Source organism: Gordonia sp. (in: high G+C Gram-positive bacteria) (genome assembly GCF_020438995.1).
Classification (GTDB): domain Bacteria; phylum Actinomycetota; class Actinomycetes; order Mycobacteriales; family Mycobacteriaceae; genus Gordonia.
The window spans coordinates 35,371-51,688 of the sequence record NZ_JAGQTN010000061.1; the positions used below are offsets into that span (position 1 = coordinate 35,371).

Consider the following 16,318-nt stretch of genomic DNA (forward strand, 5'->3'; position numbering starts at 1 on the left):
GAGGGGTACCTGGCTTCTCTGTCGCTTCGGCCTCGCGGTTGAGGGGGCATTCGGTTGCAGTTGGTGGATCAGTCGGTGCGTAGGAGCATCACGCCGCTGGGGGTGAGGCCGCCGCTGGAGACCACGCCCACCTTGGCGCCGGCGACCTGCCGCTCGCCCGCGTCACCGCGGAGTTGGACGATCGCCTCACGCAGAAGGCCCATGCCGTGGGTGCGGCCGTGGGAGAGCTGTCCGCCGTGCGTGTTGAGGGGCAGAATCCCGTCGCGGGCGATGTTGTGGCCGCCGTCGAGGAAGTCCTTCGCCTCACCAATGCCGCAGAAGCCGAGTGCCTCGATCCATGACAGACAGTTGAAACTGAAGCCGTCGTACAGTTGCGCGATGTCGACGTCGGCGGGTGTGAGGTCGGTGCGGGTCCACAGGTGCGAGGCCGGGCCCAGGACCTGTGGCTCGTGGGTGGATGTGGACTGATCCCACGGTAACGGTTCCATGATCTGGGTGCCGACGGCCTCCACCCGGATCGGCTTGGAGGCAAGGTCGGGCGCGGTGTCGGCGGCCGAGACGATGACGGCGATCGACGCGTCGCACGGTACGTCGCAGTCGAGGAGTCCGAACGGGGTGGTGATGGTGCGGGCGGTGAGATAGTCGTCCATGGTGAGTGGATCGCGGTAGATCGCCTCGGGATTGAGGGCGGCGTTGGCGCGCTGATTGAGGGCGATCCAGCCGAGGGTTTCCTTGGTGGTGCCGTACTTGTGGAAATGCCGGTGCGCGGTCTGGCCGAGGGTGTGTGCCGCCGACGTCGCGCCGAACGGCATCGACCAGCCCATCAGTCCCGATGCCCGTCCCATCGCCGGTCGTGGCGCCCGGCCCTGTTTGATCCAGTCGTCGGAGGTGGACTGCCAGACGGTGCGGAAACACAGCACATGCCGCGCCAGGCCCGTCGCGACGGCCATCATCGCAGCGACCACAGAACCGCCGGGCCCGAATGTCTCGCCGCCGCCGTTGTACCAGGTCGGGTTGATTCGCAGTGCCGCTTCGAGCGCGGTCACACCGCCTTCGCTGTAGCCGCCTTCGGCGTTGCCGCCCGGATAGGTGGACAGCCCGTCGATGTCGTCGAAGGTCAGTCCGGCGTCGGCGACGGCCCGTTCGCACGCCTCGATGGCCAGAGCAAGCGGTTGCCGACCGAGACGACGGCCGATACTGGAGGCGCCGACGCCGCTGATGATGGCCTTGTCCTCGAACTTGGTGCTCGTCGCACGCGCCCGGACGCGTTTCGGATAGTCCTGCGGCGCGATCTCGTCGTCGGGGATCTCGCGGATGGCCGTGTCGTCGGTGCGTGGCCGGAACAGCGGGAACCACACATCGCCGGCGGTGTCGCCCTGCTGATCGAAGACCACCTCAACGGGCAGGCCGAGTTGTACGTCGCCGGGTTCGCAGCCGGTGATGCGGGTAGTCAGCCGCACGCGCGGGTCCTCATCGAGAGCCACCTCGGCGATCACATAGGGCGGGGTGATACCGGGTAGCGCGAACCGCTCATTGACGGTGTAGCCGAACACGATTCCGTTGCCCGAGAGCTCTTGCACGTGCTGATCCCAGGACCGGCAGCGCGGGCAGATCGGTTTGGGCGGATGGATGAGACCCGCACACGAATCGCATTGGAGAACGCGCAACACCCCATCCTTGCCCGACGTCCAGAAGAACTCGGTCTCTGGTGTCACCAGCGGCAGAATGGGGGGCGGCGCGTCAGTCATGGGGGTCCTCTCGGCACACGATCGGCATTTACGGTAAGGCTAACAGTTGCCGACGTCGGTCCGTTACCACCAGTCCCACGGCGGGTTCAGCTGACCGAGCGTGCCCGCACCAGCCCTCCGTCGGCGGGGATCATGGTGACGTTGCGGTGCTGTGGGCGTTCGGCCGGCCTGTCGGTGGTCTCCAGGTCCACCCTGCGCAGGATCTCGGTGACCACGGTGCGCATCTCGGCCATCGCCAGCGGCGCGCCAAGGCAGCGGCGGATACCGCCACCGAACGGCATCAGCGTGTGCGCGGTGGGTCGGACGTCGAAGAACCGGCTGGGATCGAACGCGAACGGCCGCGGGTAGAGATCGTCACGATGATGCAGTAACAGGACACTGACCAGCGCCGTTACCCCCGACTCGAGCTGTTGGTCACCGAACTGCCACGGCACCATCAGCGTCCGGGCGACGACCGGTACCACGGGCCGGGTCCGCATCGACTCGTTGAGCAGGGCGTCGAGGTAGTTGTCGTTGCCCGCCTGTACGGCCTCGCGGGCGTCGGCATACACGTCCGGATACCGGGTGAGGCGTTCGAAGGTCCACGCGACGGCGTTGGTCGTCGTTTCGTGGCCGGCCAGCAGCAGCGTGACCAGTTCGTCGCGGATCTCGCTGTCCGGCAGGGGTTCTCCGTCCTCATCCCGGGTATCGAGCAGGAGCTGGGTGATATCGTTACGGCCGCTGTCGTTCTCGCCTCGCCGCTCCGCGAGAACCTGGTAGAGCGCCCGATCAAGCGGACGCAGGACCATCTTGGTCAACCCGACGGGTGCCGACGAACGTGAGTTGAGCAATTGCGCGACGGTGGCGACGGGCGTGGCCGACCATCGCAACATTCGCAAAGTCGAATCACGCAGTGCCCGTTCGGCATCCGTTGCCGGAACACCGCCCGGTAGTCCGAACACGGCGGACATGATCACGTCGAGGGTGATCTGCTGGGCGATGTCTGCGACCGGCACCAACTCGCCTGTCGGCCATGCGTCGATGTGGGTGGCCGTGGCCGTGTCGATGCCGTCGCGATATGCGGCAACGGCTTTACCGTGAAACCGTGGCAGCAACATCGACCGCTGCCGGCGATGCCGCTGCCCGATCGAGGTCAGGACCGACTGGGAGCCGACGATGGGCGCCAAAGGTGACATCCTGGTCGCCGACGGTGCCAGTGCCGGGTCGGCCGTCATCAGTGCCTTGATGTGCGCCGGATGGGTCAGCAGCGCCACCCGCCCGGGACCGCCGGCCACCTGATAGCGCACGACACCTTGCCGGCGGGCTACGTCGGCGAAGAACATCTCCGACGGCCTGCGGACAATCCGAATGGACCGGATGACCGTACTCGGTGACATCGACGGCCGGGAAAGCACCGACCGCACATTCGACGGCGCGTCAGTGTGCAGCGGATAGGCGCGATCGTCCCCACCACCGATCCCGGACTCGTCGTCCGGCTCTGCCAGATGCCACGGCCGGGTGGCGCCGGGCACGGCGATCGAAGGTGCCGTCAGAAGATTCATTGTCAGAACTCCTTACGCGTCGTGATGGTGTCAACGGTAGATGGCGGCGGGGCGAATGACCGGAAGATGAGGCTGTGCAACCCGGATCTTCGTCCGCTCGGGACGGGGGTCACCGACCACCGCCTTGGAGTGCGCCGCTTCATGGCGGCGGCGGCGGCCGATGTCCGCCGCCGCGGCGTCGGCCTCGCGCTGCCGATAGTCCAGGCTTCCGCCGTCGTACGTGAGCCAGGCGATGACGAGGACCGCGGCAATACTGATCAGTACCCACCACATCGGATTCTCCTTCTCCCTCGGTCAGGAATCGCGGGGTTGCGTTTTCCGTCCGATCTCCACGCTATGAGGGATGTTTGCGCAGTTCAGCCACCCTCAGGCGGAATCGGTTCCCCTGCCGTGGGCGGACGGGTATTCCACCTGAGGGTGGAGGAATCGGGGCCGGTGCCGGGGTTAGACTCGACCGATGCGCTGGCTGCTCGGGCGATGTGAGGTCCTGTTCGACAGGCTGGGCTATGACTATCCGCCCAGCTACGTGCTCATCGCCGATGCCGCGTTGCTGGCGTTCTGTGCATCCGCGACGATTCAGCGGTACGTGTCCGGTGTGTCCGGTGCCGACTGGATAGTGCTCGGCGTGGTGTGGGTGATCGCGTTGTGGCTGACCGCCGGAGAACTGGCGATCTGCTCGCTCGACATATCCAGGGCGCCGATCATCTCGATGATGCCGGTGATGATCATCGCCGCGGTGGTCCTGTTCTGGTGCGTACCACTCGATGCCGGTGCCGCGCACGGTGATGTGGCGCCGCTGCTGCTGGTTCTGGGCGCGGCGATGTGCGCCACGGTCACCCCGATCAGGCTCGCGACCGTCCATTTGCTGATGTTCCTGACCGCGGTGGTCGCGGGCACCGCGGTCGGTGCCACGGACCTGGGGTGGATCATCGGCGGCATGATCGGACTGGGCTGGGCCACAGGATCTCTACTGCAAAAGCAACTGCAGCTGATGCATGCCGAACGCCGCGAACGCGCCAAGCAGTACGCGCTCGATCGTGCCGGGATCGCCGCCGAGGTCCACGACGTGGTGGCGCATTCGCTGAGCATCGTGCTGCTGAATGTGACAGCGGCCCGCCGGGCCATCGAATCCGGTCAGCACCCTGAGACCGACGGTGACATCGCCGAAGCCCTCGATGCGCTGCGCGATGCGGAGCGTCAGGGGCGGTCGGCGATGAGTGATGTCCGGCGCACCATCGAACTGCTCCGCAACGAGTCGACGCCCGAACAGGCGCAGCCGGGCCTTGCCGACATCACCGCGCTCGTCGATGGTTTCCGCCGGGCCGGGTCGTCGGTCACCGCGTGGGTACAACCGCCCGCCGTCGCGCTCAGCAGCGCCACCGAACTGGCGGTGTACCGGGTGGTGCAGGAATCGCTGTCGAACGCGTCCAAACATGCCGACGGTGCGCCGGTGAGTATCGCCCTCGGTCCCGGACGCGATTCGAAATTCATTGTGCACGTGTCGAACCCGGTCAAGGAAGGCAAACCAACGGGTGTCTCCGGGGGTTATGGTCTGGCCGGGATGACATCGCGGGTGGGAAATCTCGGCGGAACCCTGCGCGCCGGCGTCAACGATGGTCGCTGGTGTGTCGAAGCCGTCTTCGCCGCCGACACCGATGACAGCACGAACAGGACAACCGACGATACCGCGGGGGTGGGCACGTGAGCGAGGAGATCCGGGTACTGCTCGTCGACGATCAGGAACTGGTGCGTTCGGGTCTGCGGCGAATCCTGCGCCGTAAGGACGGGTTCGACGTGGTGGCCGAATGCGCCGACGGCGACGAGGTGCCGGCCGCCGTCGCAGCGCACTCCCCCGACGTCGTCGTGATGGATCTGCGGATGAAGCGGGTCAGCGGAATGGAGGCCACGCGACGCCTGCGAGCCCTGGCGACCGATCGTCACCGCGCGCCGCCGGTGTTGGTGCTCACCACCTTCCGCGACGAGGAGTTGCTGTCCGAAGCATTGCGGGCGGGGGCTGCGGGATTCGTGCTCAAGGAATCCTCAGCGGAGGAACTGATCCGGGCCGTCCGGCTCGTCGCGGTCGGTGAGTCGGTGCTCGATCCGGCGATCACCGCGTCCGTGCTTGACACCTACCGGAACGCGGGTTCGCCGTCGAAGGCCGACGCCGCGGCTCTGGGCCGGCTGACCGCCCGCGAACGGACCGTGCTGGAACTGATCGGCCGCGGCCTGACCAACGACGAGATCGCCGCAGAGCTGGTGATCTCGGTGGTGACCGTCAAGAGTCATGTGGGTGCTGTCTTCCGGGCGCTCGGTGTGCGGGATCGGGCCGCCGCGGTGGTCTTCGCCTTCGATCACGGGGTGGTCGCGCCCCGGGGTTGATCGGGTGCCGACGGTACCGCTGGTCACACTCGGCGGGAACCGGCCGCCGGCGGGTTTAGGGTGGGCGGCATGGCTATGGCAGATCGACCGGAAGTACTCACGGCGTCGGCCCCTATCACCGCGTTGTCGGTGGTCGGGCTTGCGGGGAATCTGCTCACTGGACTCGCGCAGGTCCCGCTGCGCCGGCCCTGGCAGGGCCCCTCGGGACTCCTGGACAACATCGGCCGGGCTGTCACTCGGCAGGTGGTCCGCTCCCTGATGGGGTATTCGATGGGCCTGCCGATCGAGGAGTTCAGGTCGATGGAGAAAGTGCTCGACGACATCTGTCAGATCGTCATGCCGCCGTTCGTGGGGCTGGCCAACGACGTCGAGATCACCGAGGATGTTGTGGGCGGTGTGCCCGGGCTGTGGTGTCGTGCCAAAGCCAGCACCGACGCCTACGTCGAGGACTGTGACCGTAAGGAACCGATCGGCGCAACCGGCCTCTACCTGCACGGCGGTGGTTACATCGGCACCTCCCCGATGATGTATTCGGCGTTCGCGGCGTCGCTGGTGCGGGTGACCGGCGCCGAGATCTTCATCGCCGACTACCGGATGGCTCCGGAGTTCCCGTTCCCGGCTGGTGTGCTCGATGCCGCTGCCGTGTATGAGGATCTCATCAGCCGCGGTGTGGCGCCGAATCATATTGTGGTGGCCGGTGATTCGGGCGGCGGTGGGCTGGCGGCGTCGTTGATGATCTACCTGCACGACAAAGGGGTACCCGCGCCGGCGGCTCTGGTGTTGTTCTCCCCCGAGGTCGATCTCGACTTCGACCATCCGTCGGTCGTCGACAACGCCTCGAAAGACATTCTGCCGTGGAGCATCCCGGTGACCCCGTACTTACACGGCCTGCAGCCCAACGACAAGCGGGTCTCCATCATGCACGCCGACCCTCACCCCGACTGGTTTCCGCGCACCTTCGTATGCTGGGGTGCCGACGAGATGCTGCGCGACGGTATCCGGGAATTCGTACAGCGTTTGCGCGACAACGGAATCGCCGTCTGGGCGATGGAGGAGTACGGCATGTTCCACGTCTTCCCCATCCTGATGCCATGGGCCGAGGCGTCCAAACGAGTGTTCCGTGTGCTCGATCGGCTCTCCCGTCGTCACGTCCGGTCCGACCCGAAGGCCCGCGCCACGCATTGACCTCAACGTTCGGCGATCAAGGTCGGTCGTCTGCGCGCATCGTTCCGATCGCACTCGCCGACGGCCGCCACAGCGTAGGTTTGGGCTGAACGTAATCAGGTGCCGTAGTAGGGAGTCCTTCCATGTCGATCGTCGTAGTCGCAACCATCACCCCCAAGCCGGGTGAGGAGGACGCCGTCCGCGACGCCATCCTCGCCGCGATCCCCAAAGTGCATGCCGAACCCGGTTGTGAGAAGTACGCCCTGCATGAATCGACCGGTGACGACACCTCGTTCGTGATGATCGAACGCTGGGAGTCGATGGAGGCACTCGCGGTACACGGCGCGGCGCCGGCCCTCGCTGAACTCGGCGCCGCCATCGGTGGCCTGCTCGCCGGACCTCTCGACGTCAAGACGTTCACCGCCTCACCCGCGGGTGACGCGGACAAGGGCGCGATCTAGCGCATCCCCGTCGGCCCGGCCCGGCGCGAGCACACGAAAAGCCGGATCCGGAACAGAACACGCGCCGGTGGTGTTGAGTGCAGGCATGGCAACCATTGATCTCAAGACCGCGGAATTCGATTCCACGGTCGCCGACAACGACATCGTGCTGGTCGACTTCTGGGCCTCGTGGTGCGGACCGTGCCGCCAGTTCGGGCCGATCTTCGAACGGGTCTCGGAGAAGTACCCGGACCTGGTGTTCGCGAAGGTCGATACCGAGGCCGAGGAGCAGCTCGCGGCCGGTGCGGGCATCAGGTCCATCCCGACGCTGATGGTGTTCAAGCAGGGGTACCTGGTGTTCAACCAGGCTGGCGCCCTGCCGCCGGACGCCCTGGAGAATCTGGTGAACCAGGTTATCGAGCTCGACGTCGAGAAGGCGCTCGCCGAACAGGGCTGAATTGTTCGGTTCCACACTGATCGCTCATACTGTAATGTCTTCGGTTAGCTCCACGGTGGCGCCTGCCGGTCGCTGCCGATTCATCTCACAGAAGGCGACCTCGATGGCCGATCAGCAGCAAGAACCGACCCTCGTCCAGAAGATCCTCACCAAGGTCGCGATCAAGGTCTACGAGATCAAGCAGAAATTCAGCAAGCCCGCGCAATAGTCGCAACACGCCGCCAGTCGAGACGGCCCGCATACCGAACGTGGATGCGGGCCGTTTGCGCTGGTCCCCACCGTGTGGCCGAAGGCACGCTTAGGTAGCGTGTACCCGGTGAAACTCAAGCATGGGATCGTTGTCTGTGTCGCCCTCGCCGGATTGCTGGCCGGCTGCGGATCGTCGGACTCCGACGACACCACCACGTCGTCGGCAGCCGCCGACGCCCCCGACACCAGCAGTCTGTCCTGTCCCACCGACGCTCCCGCTGCCGATACCAAACCCCAGTGGTCGATCGACGGCGAGACCGGAAAATTGGAGATGGCCGGATCGACCGACAGCGCCGGGCCGCTGATCAAGGTCACCAAACCGTTCACCGTCGCCAAGACAACGGTGCAAACGCTGACCGCGGGCACCGGTCCCGAGGTGTCCGACACCGCGACGGTGACAGTCTGCTACACCGGCGTCAACGGCCGTGACGGCAAGGTCTTCGACAGCGCCTACGAGCGCGGCGAGCCGACCTCGTTCGGTGTCGCCGGGGTCGTCGCAGGCTTCGGCAAGGCCCTGGTCGGTCAGAAGGTCGGGTCCACGGTGGGCGTGGCGATCATTCCCGCCGACGGCTACCCCGAAGGTCAGCCGGGCGCGGGGATCGAGAAGGGTGACACCATCGTGTTCGCCATCAAGATCCTCGCCGCCCAGTAGCACCGAACCGGTAGGTCGATCAGGACGGCTTCTGCTGGATCCGGACCATGTTCCCCGACGGGTCACGGACCGCGCAGTCGCGCAGGCCGTACGGCTGATCCATCGGTTCCTGAATGATCTCGACGTCACCGGCGGCCAACGTGTCGAAGGTGGCGTCGAGATCGTCCGAGGCCAGCAGCACACTCGCGTAGGTGCCCTTGGCCACCATCTCCTCGATCATCGCGCTCTCGGCTTCGGTAACGCCGGGATTGACCCCGAGTGGCGTCAGGACGAGCGCGGTGTCGGGCTGGTCGGGCGGGCCGACGGTCAGCCAGCGTTTGCCGTCGTAGCCCACGTCCAGACGCAACTCGAAGCCGAGCAGGTCCCGGTAGAAGCCGAGCGCGGCGTCGGCGTCGGTGTGTGGCAGGAAACTGGAATGAATGGTGACTGTCATGGGCTCGACGCTACGTGCGTGGCCGCGAGCCCGCTTCTCGATTCCTGACCGGTCGGGTGACCGTCTTGGCCACGCACGGCACCATGCCCTCAGTCGCGTCGGCATGCTCGCGCCGGTAGGTGCTCGGTGAGACCCCGACGAGTTCGGTGAACCTGGTGCTGAAAGTGCCCAGCGATGAACATCCGACGGCGAAACACACGTCGGTGACCGACATGTCGCCCCGCCGCAGCAATGTCATCGCCCGCTCGATACGCCGCGTCATGAGATACGAGTACGGCGCCTCCCCATAGGCTTTGCGGAATTCACGGCTCAGGTGGCCGGCCGACATGTGCACCCCGGCCGCAAGCGCGGCCACATCGAGGGGCTGCGCGTAGTCCCGGTCGATACGGTCACGCACCCGTCGCAACGCCGCCAGGTCGCGGGTCCGCTGCGTCGAGATCCCCACCGGCTACGCCCCGACGTAGTCGGCCAGATGGATGCCGGTCAGTGTCGAACGGGCGGCCACCAGATCGGCCGGAGTGCCCTCGAACACCACCTGCCCGCCGTCGTGACCGGCACCCGGACCCAGATCGATGATCCAGTCGGCGTGCGCCATCACCGCCTGATGGTGTTCGATGACGATCACCGACCTCCCCGAATCGACCAGCCGATCCAGCAGCCCGAGCAGCTGCTCGACGTCGGCCAGGTGTAGGCCGGTGGTCGGCTCGTCCAGGATGTACACCTGCCCCTTGTCGGCCATCTGCGAGGCCAGTTTGAGGCGCTGACGCTCGCCGCCCGAGAGTGTGGTGAGCGGCTGACCGAGGGTGATGTAACCGAGGCCGACGTCGACAAGTCTCTGTAAGATCTTGTGCGCGGCCAGGATTCGTGACTCACCCGCACCGAAGAACTCCTCGGCGCGGGCCACCGGCATTTCCAGGACCTCGCTGATGTTCTTACCGGCCAGGGTGTAGTCGAGGACCGCTGCGCTGAATCGCTTACCCTCGCATTCCTCGCAGGTGCTGGCCACCCCGGCCATCATCGCCAGGTCGGTGTAGATGACACCGGCACCGTTGCACGTGGGGCACGCCCCTTCGGAATTGGCGCTGAACAGTGCGGGTTTGACGCCATTGACCTTGGCGAAGGCCTTGCGGATCGGTTCGAGCAGACCGGTGTAGGTGGCCGGGTTGCTGCGCCGCGAGCCCTTGATCGCGGTCTGATCGACCCACACCACGCCCTCGCGCCCAGCCACCGACCCGGTGATCAAAGAACTCTTGCCCGATCCCGCGACGCCGGTGAGGACGGTCAGCACACCGAGCGGAATATCGACGTCCACGTCGCGCAGATTGTGCATGGTGGCCCCACGGACCTCGATGGCACCTGTGGCAGTACGTGTTTCGGATTTCAGGGTGGCTCTGTCGTCGAGATGCTGCCCGGTGAGGGTGCCGCTGGCGCGCAGGCCGTCGACGTCGCCGGTGAACACGATCTGCCCGCCCTCGGAACCGGCGCGTGGCCCGAGATCGACGACGTGGTCGGCTATCGCGATCGCCTCCGGTTTGTGTTCGACGACCAGCACCGTGTTGCCCTTGTCGCGCAACGCCAGCAGTAGCGCGTTCATGCGGGCGATGTCGTGCGGGTGCAGTCCGATCGTCGGCTCGTCGAAGACGTAGGTGACATCGGTCAGCGACGAACCGAGGTGCCGGATCAGCTTGGTGCGTTGCGCCTCACCCCCGGACAGCGTTCCCGACGGCCGCTCCAGCGACAGGTAGCCCAGGCCGATGTCGACGAACGAGTTCAGCGATGACGAGAGCGACGCTAGCAGCGGTGCGACCGACTCGTCGTCGATGGCACCGATCCATTGGGCCAGGTCGCTGATCTGCATGCGGCAGGCGTCGGCGATGTTGATGCCGTTGATCTTGGAGGATCGGGCGCCCTCGTTGAGGCGGGTGCCGTCGCAGTCCGGACAGGTTTGGAACGTGATGGCGCGGTCGACGAATGCCCGGATGTGTGGCTGCATCGCCTCGCGATCCTTGGACAGCATCGACTTCTGAATGCGTGGGATCAGGCCCTCGTAGGTGACGTTGATGCCGTCGACCTTGATGCGGGTCGCCTCCTTGTACAGGAGGGCGTCGAGTTCCTTCTTGGTGAAGCGCTTGATCGGTTTGTCGGCGCTGAAAAATCCCGACGCCCCGAAGATGCGCCCGTACCAGCCGTCGACGGTGTAGCCGGGAATGGTGATGGCGCCCTCGCTGATGGATTTGTTCTCGTCGTACAGGGCGCTCAGGTTGAAGTCGGATACTTTGCCCATGCCTTCGCAGCGCGGGCACATGCCGCCCACGACGGCGAAGTCCCGTCGTTCTTTGACCTCACGACCGCCTTTGGAGTAGCTGACCGCGCCGGCCCCGGATATCGACGCTATGTTGAACGAGAAGGCCTGCGACGACCCGATGTGTGGAGTTCCCAAGCGGCTGAACAGGATTCGCAGCATCGCGTTGACATCGGTGACGGTACCGAGGGTAGATCGCGGGTTGGCGCCGAGGCGCTCCTGGTCGACGATGATCGCGGTGGTGAGCCCTTCGAGGACATCGACGTCGGGGCGGCCGACATTCGGCATGAACCCCTGCACGAACGCGCTGTAGGTCTCGTTGATCATCCGCTGCGATTCGGCGGCGATCGTCCCGAACACCAGTGAGCTCTTTCCGGACCCAGACACCCCGGTGAACACCGTCAGTCGCCGTTTGGGCAGGTCGACATCGACGTTCTTGAGGTTGTTCTCGCGAGCGCCGAGCACCCGGATGGTGTCGTGGGTGTCGGCGGGATGAATCTGCTGCGGTCGGGCTGGCTGACGAGCGGGCATGGGGTCGAGCGTAGTACGCGGCGCCGGGAACGACCGCGATGTCAGGGACCCGACGACCCGGACGACCCTCGCCCCGACACCATCGACGCGCTTGCCGCCCATGCTGAGCATGTCCTATACGCGCTCACCGACGCTGGGTACCAGGTGACGCGGCTACCCGAGGCGATCGCCGAATCCGACACCGTCGAGAACCCGATCACGCCCGCCAAAGAGAAAGCAGCACTACTCCTTAGAGAGTACGCCGCGTACCAGCTCGCCCTCGAATACTCCCGTGCCCGTGGGGACGAGGGGTTGACCTTGACCATCGTGCTCGAGGACATCATGGCGGCAATCGAAAGCTGGCTGGAGCTGTAGCCCCTCAGGACGCCCTGCGCTTGGATACCTTGCGCAGGGCGTCCTTGTGTTCGGGGCGGATTCCCGTGCCGGGCATTGGCTGCCCGGCGAGCTTGAAGATATTCGTCGTCAGGCCGTCGACCATGTGCTTCGGTACCCCGTGGGCGCGGAGCTGTTCGTTCAGCGCTGTCCACGGGTGCGGGCTGGTCGCCCACCGGGCCCGACCCTCTCCGGCCCACCAGAGTTTCAGGCGGCGGGTCTTCGCATCGTCGTCAAGGTTCGAGGCGGCCATTCTGCGTCATCCACTCCGCCCTGAGTCGTGCGAAAACCTCAGCAGCTTCCGCCTCATCTTCGGGAGTTGGCATCATCGTCACTCCCTCAACGAACGTGACCTCCGATGGTGGCGGTGGGCCCATTCGGTAAGGGGGCCCAGACGCTGGCTCACCACTCATGTTGTCCCTTCGATTGGAGTAATCTGTCGCAGAAACACGACGTGGGTGCCATCGCCCCAAACGGCGACCTGCGCCGCGATTCGGAAGTCGCCCGTCGTCACGAACTCACCGACGTCATGCGCAATGTTACCCGCTCGCGCTCCTCGCCCAAGGATATACAGAACCGGGATCGTCGCGTCGTCAGGGATGCGCTGCTTCGCTCCAGGATTGAGTCCACCCTGGGTCGGATCGTGCGCGAAGTCGATCCCGATGCGCGACGAGCTGGCAAAGGATGACAGCGGGAGCGTGACGACTGAACCGCGCTGCATTGCGGCGACAGCCGCGGGGGTGGCTCTAGCTCCCCGGAACAGTTGGATGCCCGTAGCGGGCTGGTTAGCAATCGCGGACATGAGCGGCCCGGCAACAGCAAGGTCAGGATCGTCCATGTCGTCGGGCGTCAAACCCTCACGCTGCACGCGACGAGCAGACTCCCTGACTTCATCCACCGTTGTCGTAAATCGCCTTCGACGCCCAAGCCTTGGCCGCACGTTCCATCTGCTCGGCGCTCACGCGAGTGATCGGGGGCCAGGCCACGCGGGAACGGACGGGGTTGCGAGGTCGTCCAGCTTCTCGATACCGGCGACAAGGTTGGCGCGCTGCTGGGCGGTTAAGGAATCTGGAGCGGCAGCGTCGATGCACTGCTCGATGATCTGCCGACGATGACGCGGATCATACCCAGCCGTATACCGGAGGTCACGTAGGCGAATGCCGAGGTCTTCAACAACGTTGGCGACTACGTCCGGGTCTACGCCTGCAACAACGGGGCGAGCGAACCCTTCGTAAGGGTCGACGTCGTAAGTGTCCGCACGCCCCACAATCGTCCTGAGAAGGTCGGACGGATCAGGCTCATCCGCAGCAGCCGAGACCGTAGGCGGCTTGGGCGGCTCCCCCGGTGGCCCAGCACTCCCTGACGCAGGCACACCCTCCCGCACGTCCCGAGACTCCGGCACATGGTCGGCCGACCCGCCGCTCTCGTGCGACCCACCACCCCCGACCGACGCCAGCACCTTAGGTTTCACGGCTTTCGCCTTCGCGGGCTCGGGGCTCTTGACGGCCACCGCCTTGGTGGCGACATCGGCCACGTGCGCCGACCCCTTGCGGGTAGTGACCGGCTTGACCTTGGCGCTCTTGGCCTTGGCCGCGACGTCCGGCTTGTCGCCGGGTCGTCTCGTGGCTTCATGCCGTCGGGGCGGATAATCTCGCCGATCTTCTGGCCGAACTTCTTCTCACCCTCGGGGGTCTCCACTCTGGACGGCTCGCGCCCCGCAGCTTTCCGCATCGCCGACGAGTGCTTCGGGGAGAGCCTGCGGGGCCGCTCTCCGGGAATGGAATCTGCGCGCCCGACTCAGCGGGATCCATCCTCCGAACAGATGAATCTGATAATTATCAGATATCCGGGGAACCTTTTGGCTCCGGGCTGCGTCTGATCACCGGACAGCACCGAAGGGAAGGGAATCACGATGAGCAGTTGGCAGGATTGGTTCGGCGGAGCGGTGACTGGTTCGCTGGGTGGCGCTGTCACGGACGCCGTTGACGATCTCCTCGTTGTCGACGCGGACGAGGTCAGGGCGATCGCGCGCTGCTGGGAGGTCACGGCTGACGAGGTCGGGGGCATGACGTTCGACCCGCCCCGGCGGGTCACGGGGACCTCGAGCAGGGTGATCGCCGCGCTGCACGTCGCGGGTGATTCCGCCGCGGCGGCGGCCGACATGCTCGCCACGCAACTGCGATCGACGGCGGCCATCTGCCGCAACGGGGTGGCCACCTTGTCGGCCACCGACGAATCGGTGTGCTTGCCGATCGTGGGGCTTTGCTGATGCGGCCGACGTTGACCGAACTGCGGTCCTGGGCCACTCAATCGATCATCGACTCGGCGGGCCCGATCAGCACCGACGCCACGACCATCGGCGACAGCATCTCCATGGCCGCACTGGTACTCGACCGCGCGACCTGGCGGGGAGGCTCCCGTACCGGCGCGGACCAGGCTCTCACCACATTGCGCGACAGGGGAACCCAGTTGCGCAACATCCTCCTGCGGATTGCCGACGAGACCGCCGACGCAGGCGCCGACCTCCACGGTCGGCGTGAACGAATCCTGAGTTATGTCGCCGACATCCAGGCCGCCGGATATCGGGTGTCCGACACCGGGGTGGTCACCCACCCCGACGAATCCAACCGGCAGACCGCCGCGCGCCACACGCAGGCGATCGATCACGGACTCAATGCACTGGACGAGACCGACGAGCAGTACGGATCCACCCTGGCGGCCCTGAACAAGGCCGTACACGACCTCGCGTCCGGCGATGACACCGTCACCATCCGCGGCGGCGGACAGATCTCGCCGACCGACGCGATCAGCCTGCTCAAAGGCATGGACGTGGGCAAACGACGCGAGTTCTTCCTGTCGTTGAGCGAGTCCGACCGCGAACGCGTCATCACCGCCGACCCGAAGACGATCGCCGGTCTCGACGGCATCGACTTCCCGTCCCGGTTCGCCGCCAGTGAGATCAACATCCGCACCGAGATCGTTCGCCTGGAACGCGCAGGAAACCACAAGCGGGCCGACGCGCTGCGCCAACTGCTCGAACAGGCCGAGAACCCGGCGGCCGACAGCACCGCGCCCAAGTCCGTCGGCGACGACACCGACAGCGAACGCACGTTTCTGTATACCTCGGACAAGGGCAACGGCCACCTCATCGAGATGGTCGGTGAGCTGACACCCGAGACGCGCAACGTCACGGTCTACGTCCCGGGCACCGGCACCAAACTCGAAAGCATGGGTAGCAACGTCAAGGCCGCGCGCAATCTCGCGAAAGCCACCGGCGGCCCGGTGATCGTCTTCCTCGACGGCGACCTGCCGCAGAAGCTCGGCTATGAAACCGTCGGCAAGGAGGGACTGAAATCGCTGAAGGATTCGGCGGCCGACCCACGATTCGCCAAGGAGATGGCCCCCAGGCTGGTGGCGTTCGGCAAAACGCTCGACGCGGAGATCGACGCTGTCGCGCCCGGAGCCAAGACCACCTACATCGGCCACTCCTACGGTGGGTCGGTCGTCGGGACCGCCGAACAGCTCGGTTTGCGTGCCGACCGGGTGATCTACGCGTCCTCGGCCGGGACCGGGGCCCTCGACACCGGCTGGCACAACCCCAACAAGGACGTCGAACGCTACTCGCTGACCGCACCCGGCGACCCGATCCATTACTCGCAGCAACTGCCGTCGAACCCGCACGGCGGTGATCCCGACGCCACCGCCGGGGTCACCCGCCTGGACACCGGATACTACGGCCCCGACGAGAACGGCAACCGCACACCGGTCGCCGGAGCCGGCGGTCACGGAGACTATTGGAACGATCCCGGATCCGATGCGTTCAAGAACATGGTCAAGGTGATCCGGGGTGAGGAGCCCACGGCATACACCGAACGCGGATCCGACTATCCGATCGCGGCGGCGGTCGAGGACGTACTCGTCCCGACGACCAGATTCCACCTACCGCCCCTGGCACCCGTACTCGATCTCACCGACGGTGACCTCAACCTGCCGGGACCATTGCCCGACATCACACTGCCCTTCAAGCTCCGACTTCCCGGCCTGTCATGA

General features: G+C 65.8%; 17 protein-coding genes. 9 read left to right on the top strand and 8 right to left on the bottom strand.

Annotated elements, in window-relative coordinates:
• Positions 1-68: 68 nt before the first annotated feature.
• The 3 genes from KDB67_RS05240 to KDB67_RS05250 all read right to left on the bottom strand — a co-directional run bounded on the left by KDB67_RS05240 (position 69) and on the right by KDB67_RS05250 (position 3,562).
• The gene (locus KDB67_RS05240; protein ID WP_291013278.1) at positions 69-1,748 is read right to left on the bottom strand and encodes an OB-fold domain-containing protein; all 1,680 of its coding nucleotides are present in this window, start codon (positions 1,746-1,748) and stop codon (positions 69-71) included.
• Between the two features lie 86 nt (positions 1,749-1,834).
• Positions 1,835-3,289, bottom strand: a complete 1,455-nt coding sequence (locus KDB67_RS05245; protein ID WP_291013281.1) for a cytochrome P450 — start codon at positions 3,287-3,289, stop codon at positions 1,835-1,837.
• A 30-nt stretch (positions 3,290-3,319) separates the two neighbouring features.
• On the bottom strand, positions 3,320-3,562 hold the full coding sequence (locus tag KDB67_RS05250) for a hypothetical protein (RefSeq protein WP_291013284.1): 243 nt from the start codon (positions 3,560-3,562) through the stop codon (positions 3,320-3,322).
• 184 nt (positions 3,563-3,746) lie between these two features.
• Here KDB67_RS05250 and KDB67_RS05255 point away from each other — a divergent pair, with 184 nt between their 5' ends.
• The 6 genes from KDB67_RS05255 (at position 3,747) to KDB67_RS05280 (ending at position 8,630) form a co-directional block, all read left to right on the top strand.
• Positions 3,747-4,994 (top strand): histidine kinase, encoded by a 1,248-nt coding sequence (locus KDB67_RS05255; protein ID WP_291013287.1) that lies wholly within the window; start codon positions 3,747-3,749, stop codon positions 4,992-4,994.
• Complete coding sequence (locus KDB67_RS05260) at positions 4,991-5,668, top strand: response regulator transcription factor (protein WP_291013290.1); 678 nt, start codon at positions 4,991-4,993, stop codon at positions 5,666-5,668. Before KDB67_RS05255 ends, KDB67_RS05260 begins: the two co-directional genes overlap by 4 nt.
• Positions 5,669-5,737: 69 nt before the next feature.
• Complete coding sequence (locus KDB67_RS05265; protein WP_291013293.1) at positions 5,738-6,853, top strand: alpha/beta hydrolase; 1,116 nt, start codon at positions 5,738-5,740, stop codon at positions 6,851-6,853.
• A gap of 122 nt (positions 6,854-6,975) precedes the next feature.
• Positions 6,976-7,293 (top strand): putative quinol monooxygenase, encoded by a 318-nt coding sequence (locus KDB67_RS05270; protein ID WP_291013296.1) that lies wholly within the window; start codon positions 6,976-6,978, stop codon positions 7,291-7,293.
• Positions 7,294-7,378: 85 nt separating this feature from the next.
• A complete protein-coding gene (trxA, locus tag KDB67_RS05275) occupies positions 7,379-7,729 on the top strand; it encodes a thioredoxin (protein ID WP_291013299.1) in 351 nt (116 codons plus the stop codon).
• A gap of 316 nt (positions 7,730-8,045) precedes the next feature.
• Positions 8,046-8,630, top strand: a complete 585-nt coding sequence (locus KDB67_RS05280) for an FKBP-type peptidyl-prolyl cis-trans isomerase (RefSeq protein WP_291013302.1) — start codon at positions 8,046-8,048, stop codon at positions 8,628-8,630.
• A 19-nt stretch (positions 8,631-8,649) separates the two neighbouring features.
• Here the strand turns inward: KDB67_RS05280 and KDB67_RS05285 are convergent, their stop codons facing one another.
• The 3 genes from KDB67_RS05285 to KDB67_RS05295 are packed head-to-tail and all read right to left on the bottom strand — an operon-like array spanning position 8,650 to position 11,896.
• Positions 8,650-9,063 carry a VOC family protein gene (locus tag KDB67_RS05285; RefSeq protein ID WP_291013305.1) on the bottom strand — a complete coding sequence of 138 codons (414 nt, stop codon included), beginning with the start codon at positions 9,061-9,063 and terminating at the stop codon, positions 8,650-8,652.
• A gap of 10 nt (positions 9,064-9,073) precedes the next feature.
• Positions 9,074-9,508, bottom strand: coding sequence for a helix-turn-helix transcriptional regulator (locus tag KDB67_RS05290; protein ID WP_291013307.1), 435 nt, complete (start codon positions 9,506-9,508; stop codon positions 9,074-9,076).
• Positions 9,509-9,511: 3 nt separating this feature from the next.
• Positions 9,512-11,896 (bottom strand): excinuclease ABC subunit UvrA, encoded by a 2,385-nt coding sequence (locus KDB67_RS05295; protein ID WP_291013310.1) that lies wholly within the window; start codon positions 11,894-11,896, stop codon positions 9,512-9,514.
• Here KDB67_RS05295 and KDB67_RS05300 point away from each other — a divergent pair.
• A complete protein-coding gene (locus KDB67_RS05300) occupies positions 11,858-12,250 on the top strand; it encodes a hypothetical protein (protein WP_291013313.1) in 393 nt (130 codons plus the stop codon). The genes KDB67_RS05295 and KDB67_RS05300 overlap by 39 nt on opposite strands.
• Positions 12,251-12,254: 4 nt before the next feature.
• On the opposite strand, the gene KDB67_RS05305 is transcribed toward KDB67_RS05300, so the two are convergent.
• A complete protein-coding gene (locus tag KDB67_RS05305; RefSeq protein WP_291013315.1) occupies positions 12,255-12,521 on the bottom strand; it encodes a hypothetical protein in 267 nt (88 codons plus the stop codon).
• A 156-nt stretch (positions 12,522-12,677) separates the two neighbouring features.
• On the bottom strand, positions 12,678-13,121 hold the full coding sequence (locus tag KDB67_RS05310) for a hypothetical protein (RefSeq protein ID WP_291013318.1): 444 nt from the start codon (positions 13,119-13,121) through the stop codon (positions 12,678-12,680).
• A gap of 1,059 nt (positions 13,122-14,180) precedes the next feature.
• On the opposite strand from KDB67_RS05310, the gene KDB67_RS05315 reads away from it, so the two are divergent.
• Entirely contained in the window at positions 14,181-14,537 is a 357-nt protein-coding gene (locus KDB67_RS05315) for a hypothetical protein (protein ID WP_291013321.1), read from the top strand.
• Positions 14,537-16,318 (top strand): alpha/beta hydrolase, encoded by a 1,782-nt coding sequence (locus tag KDB67_RS05320; RefSeq protein ID WP_291013324.1) that lies wholly within the window; start codon positions 14,537-14,539, stop codon positions 16,316-16,318. Before KDB67_RS05315 ends, KDB67_RS05320 begins: the two co-directional genes overlap by 1 nt.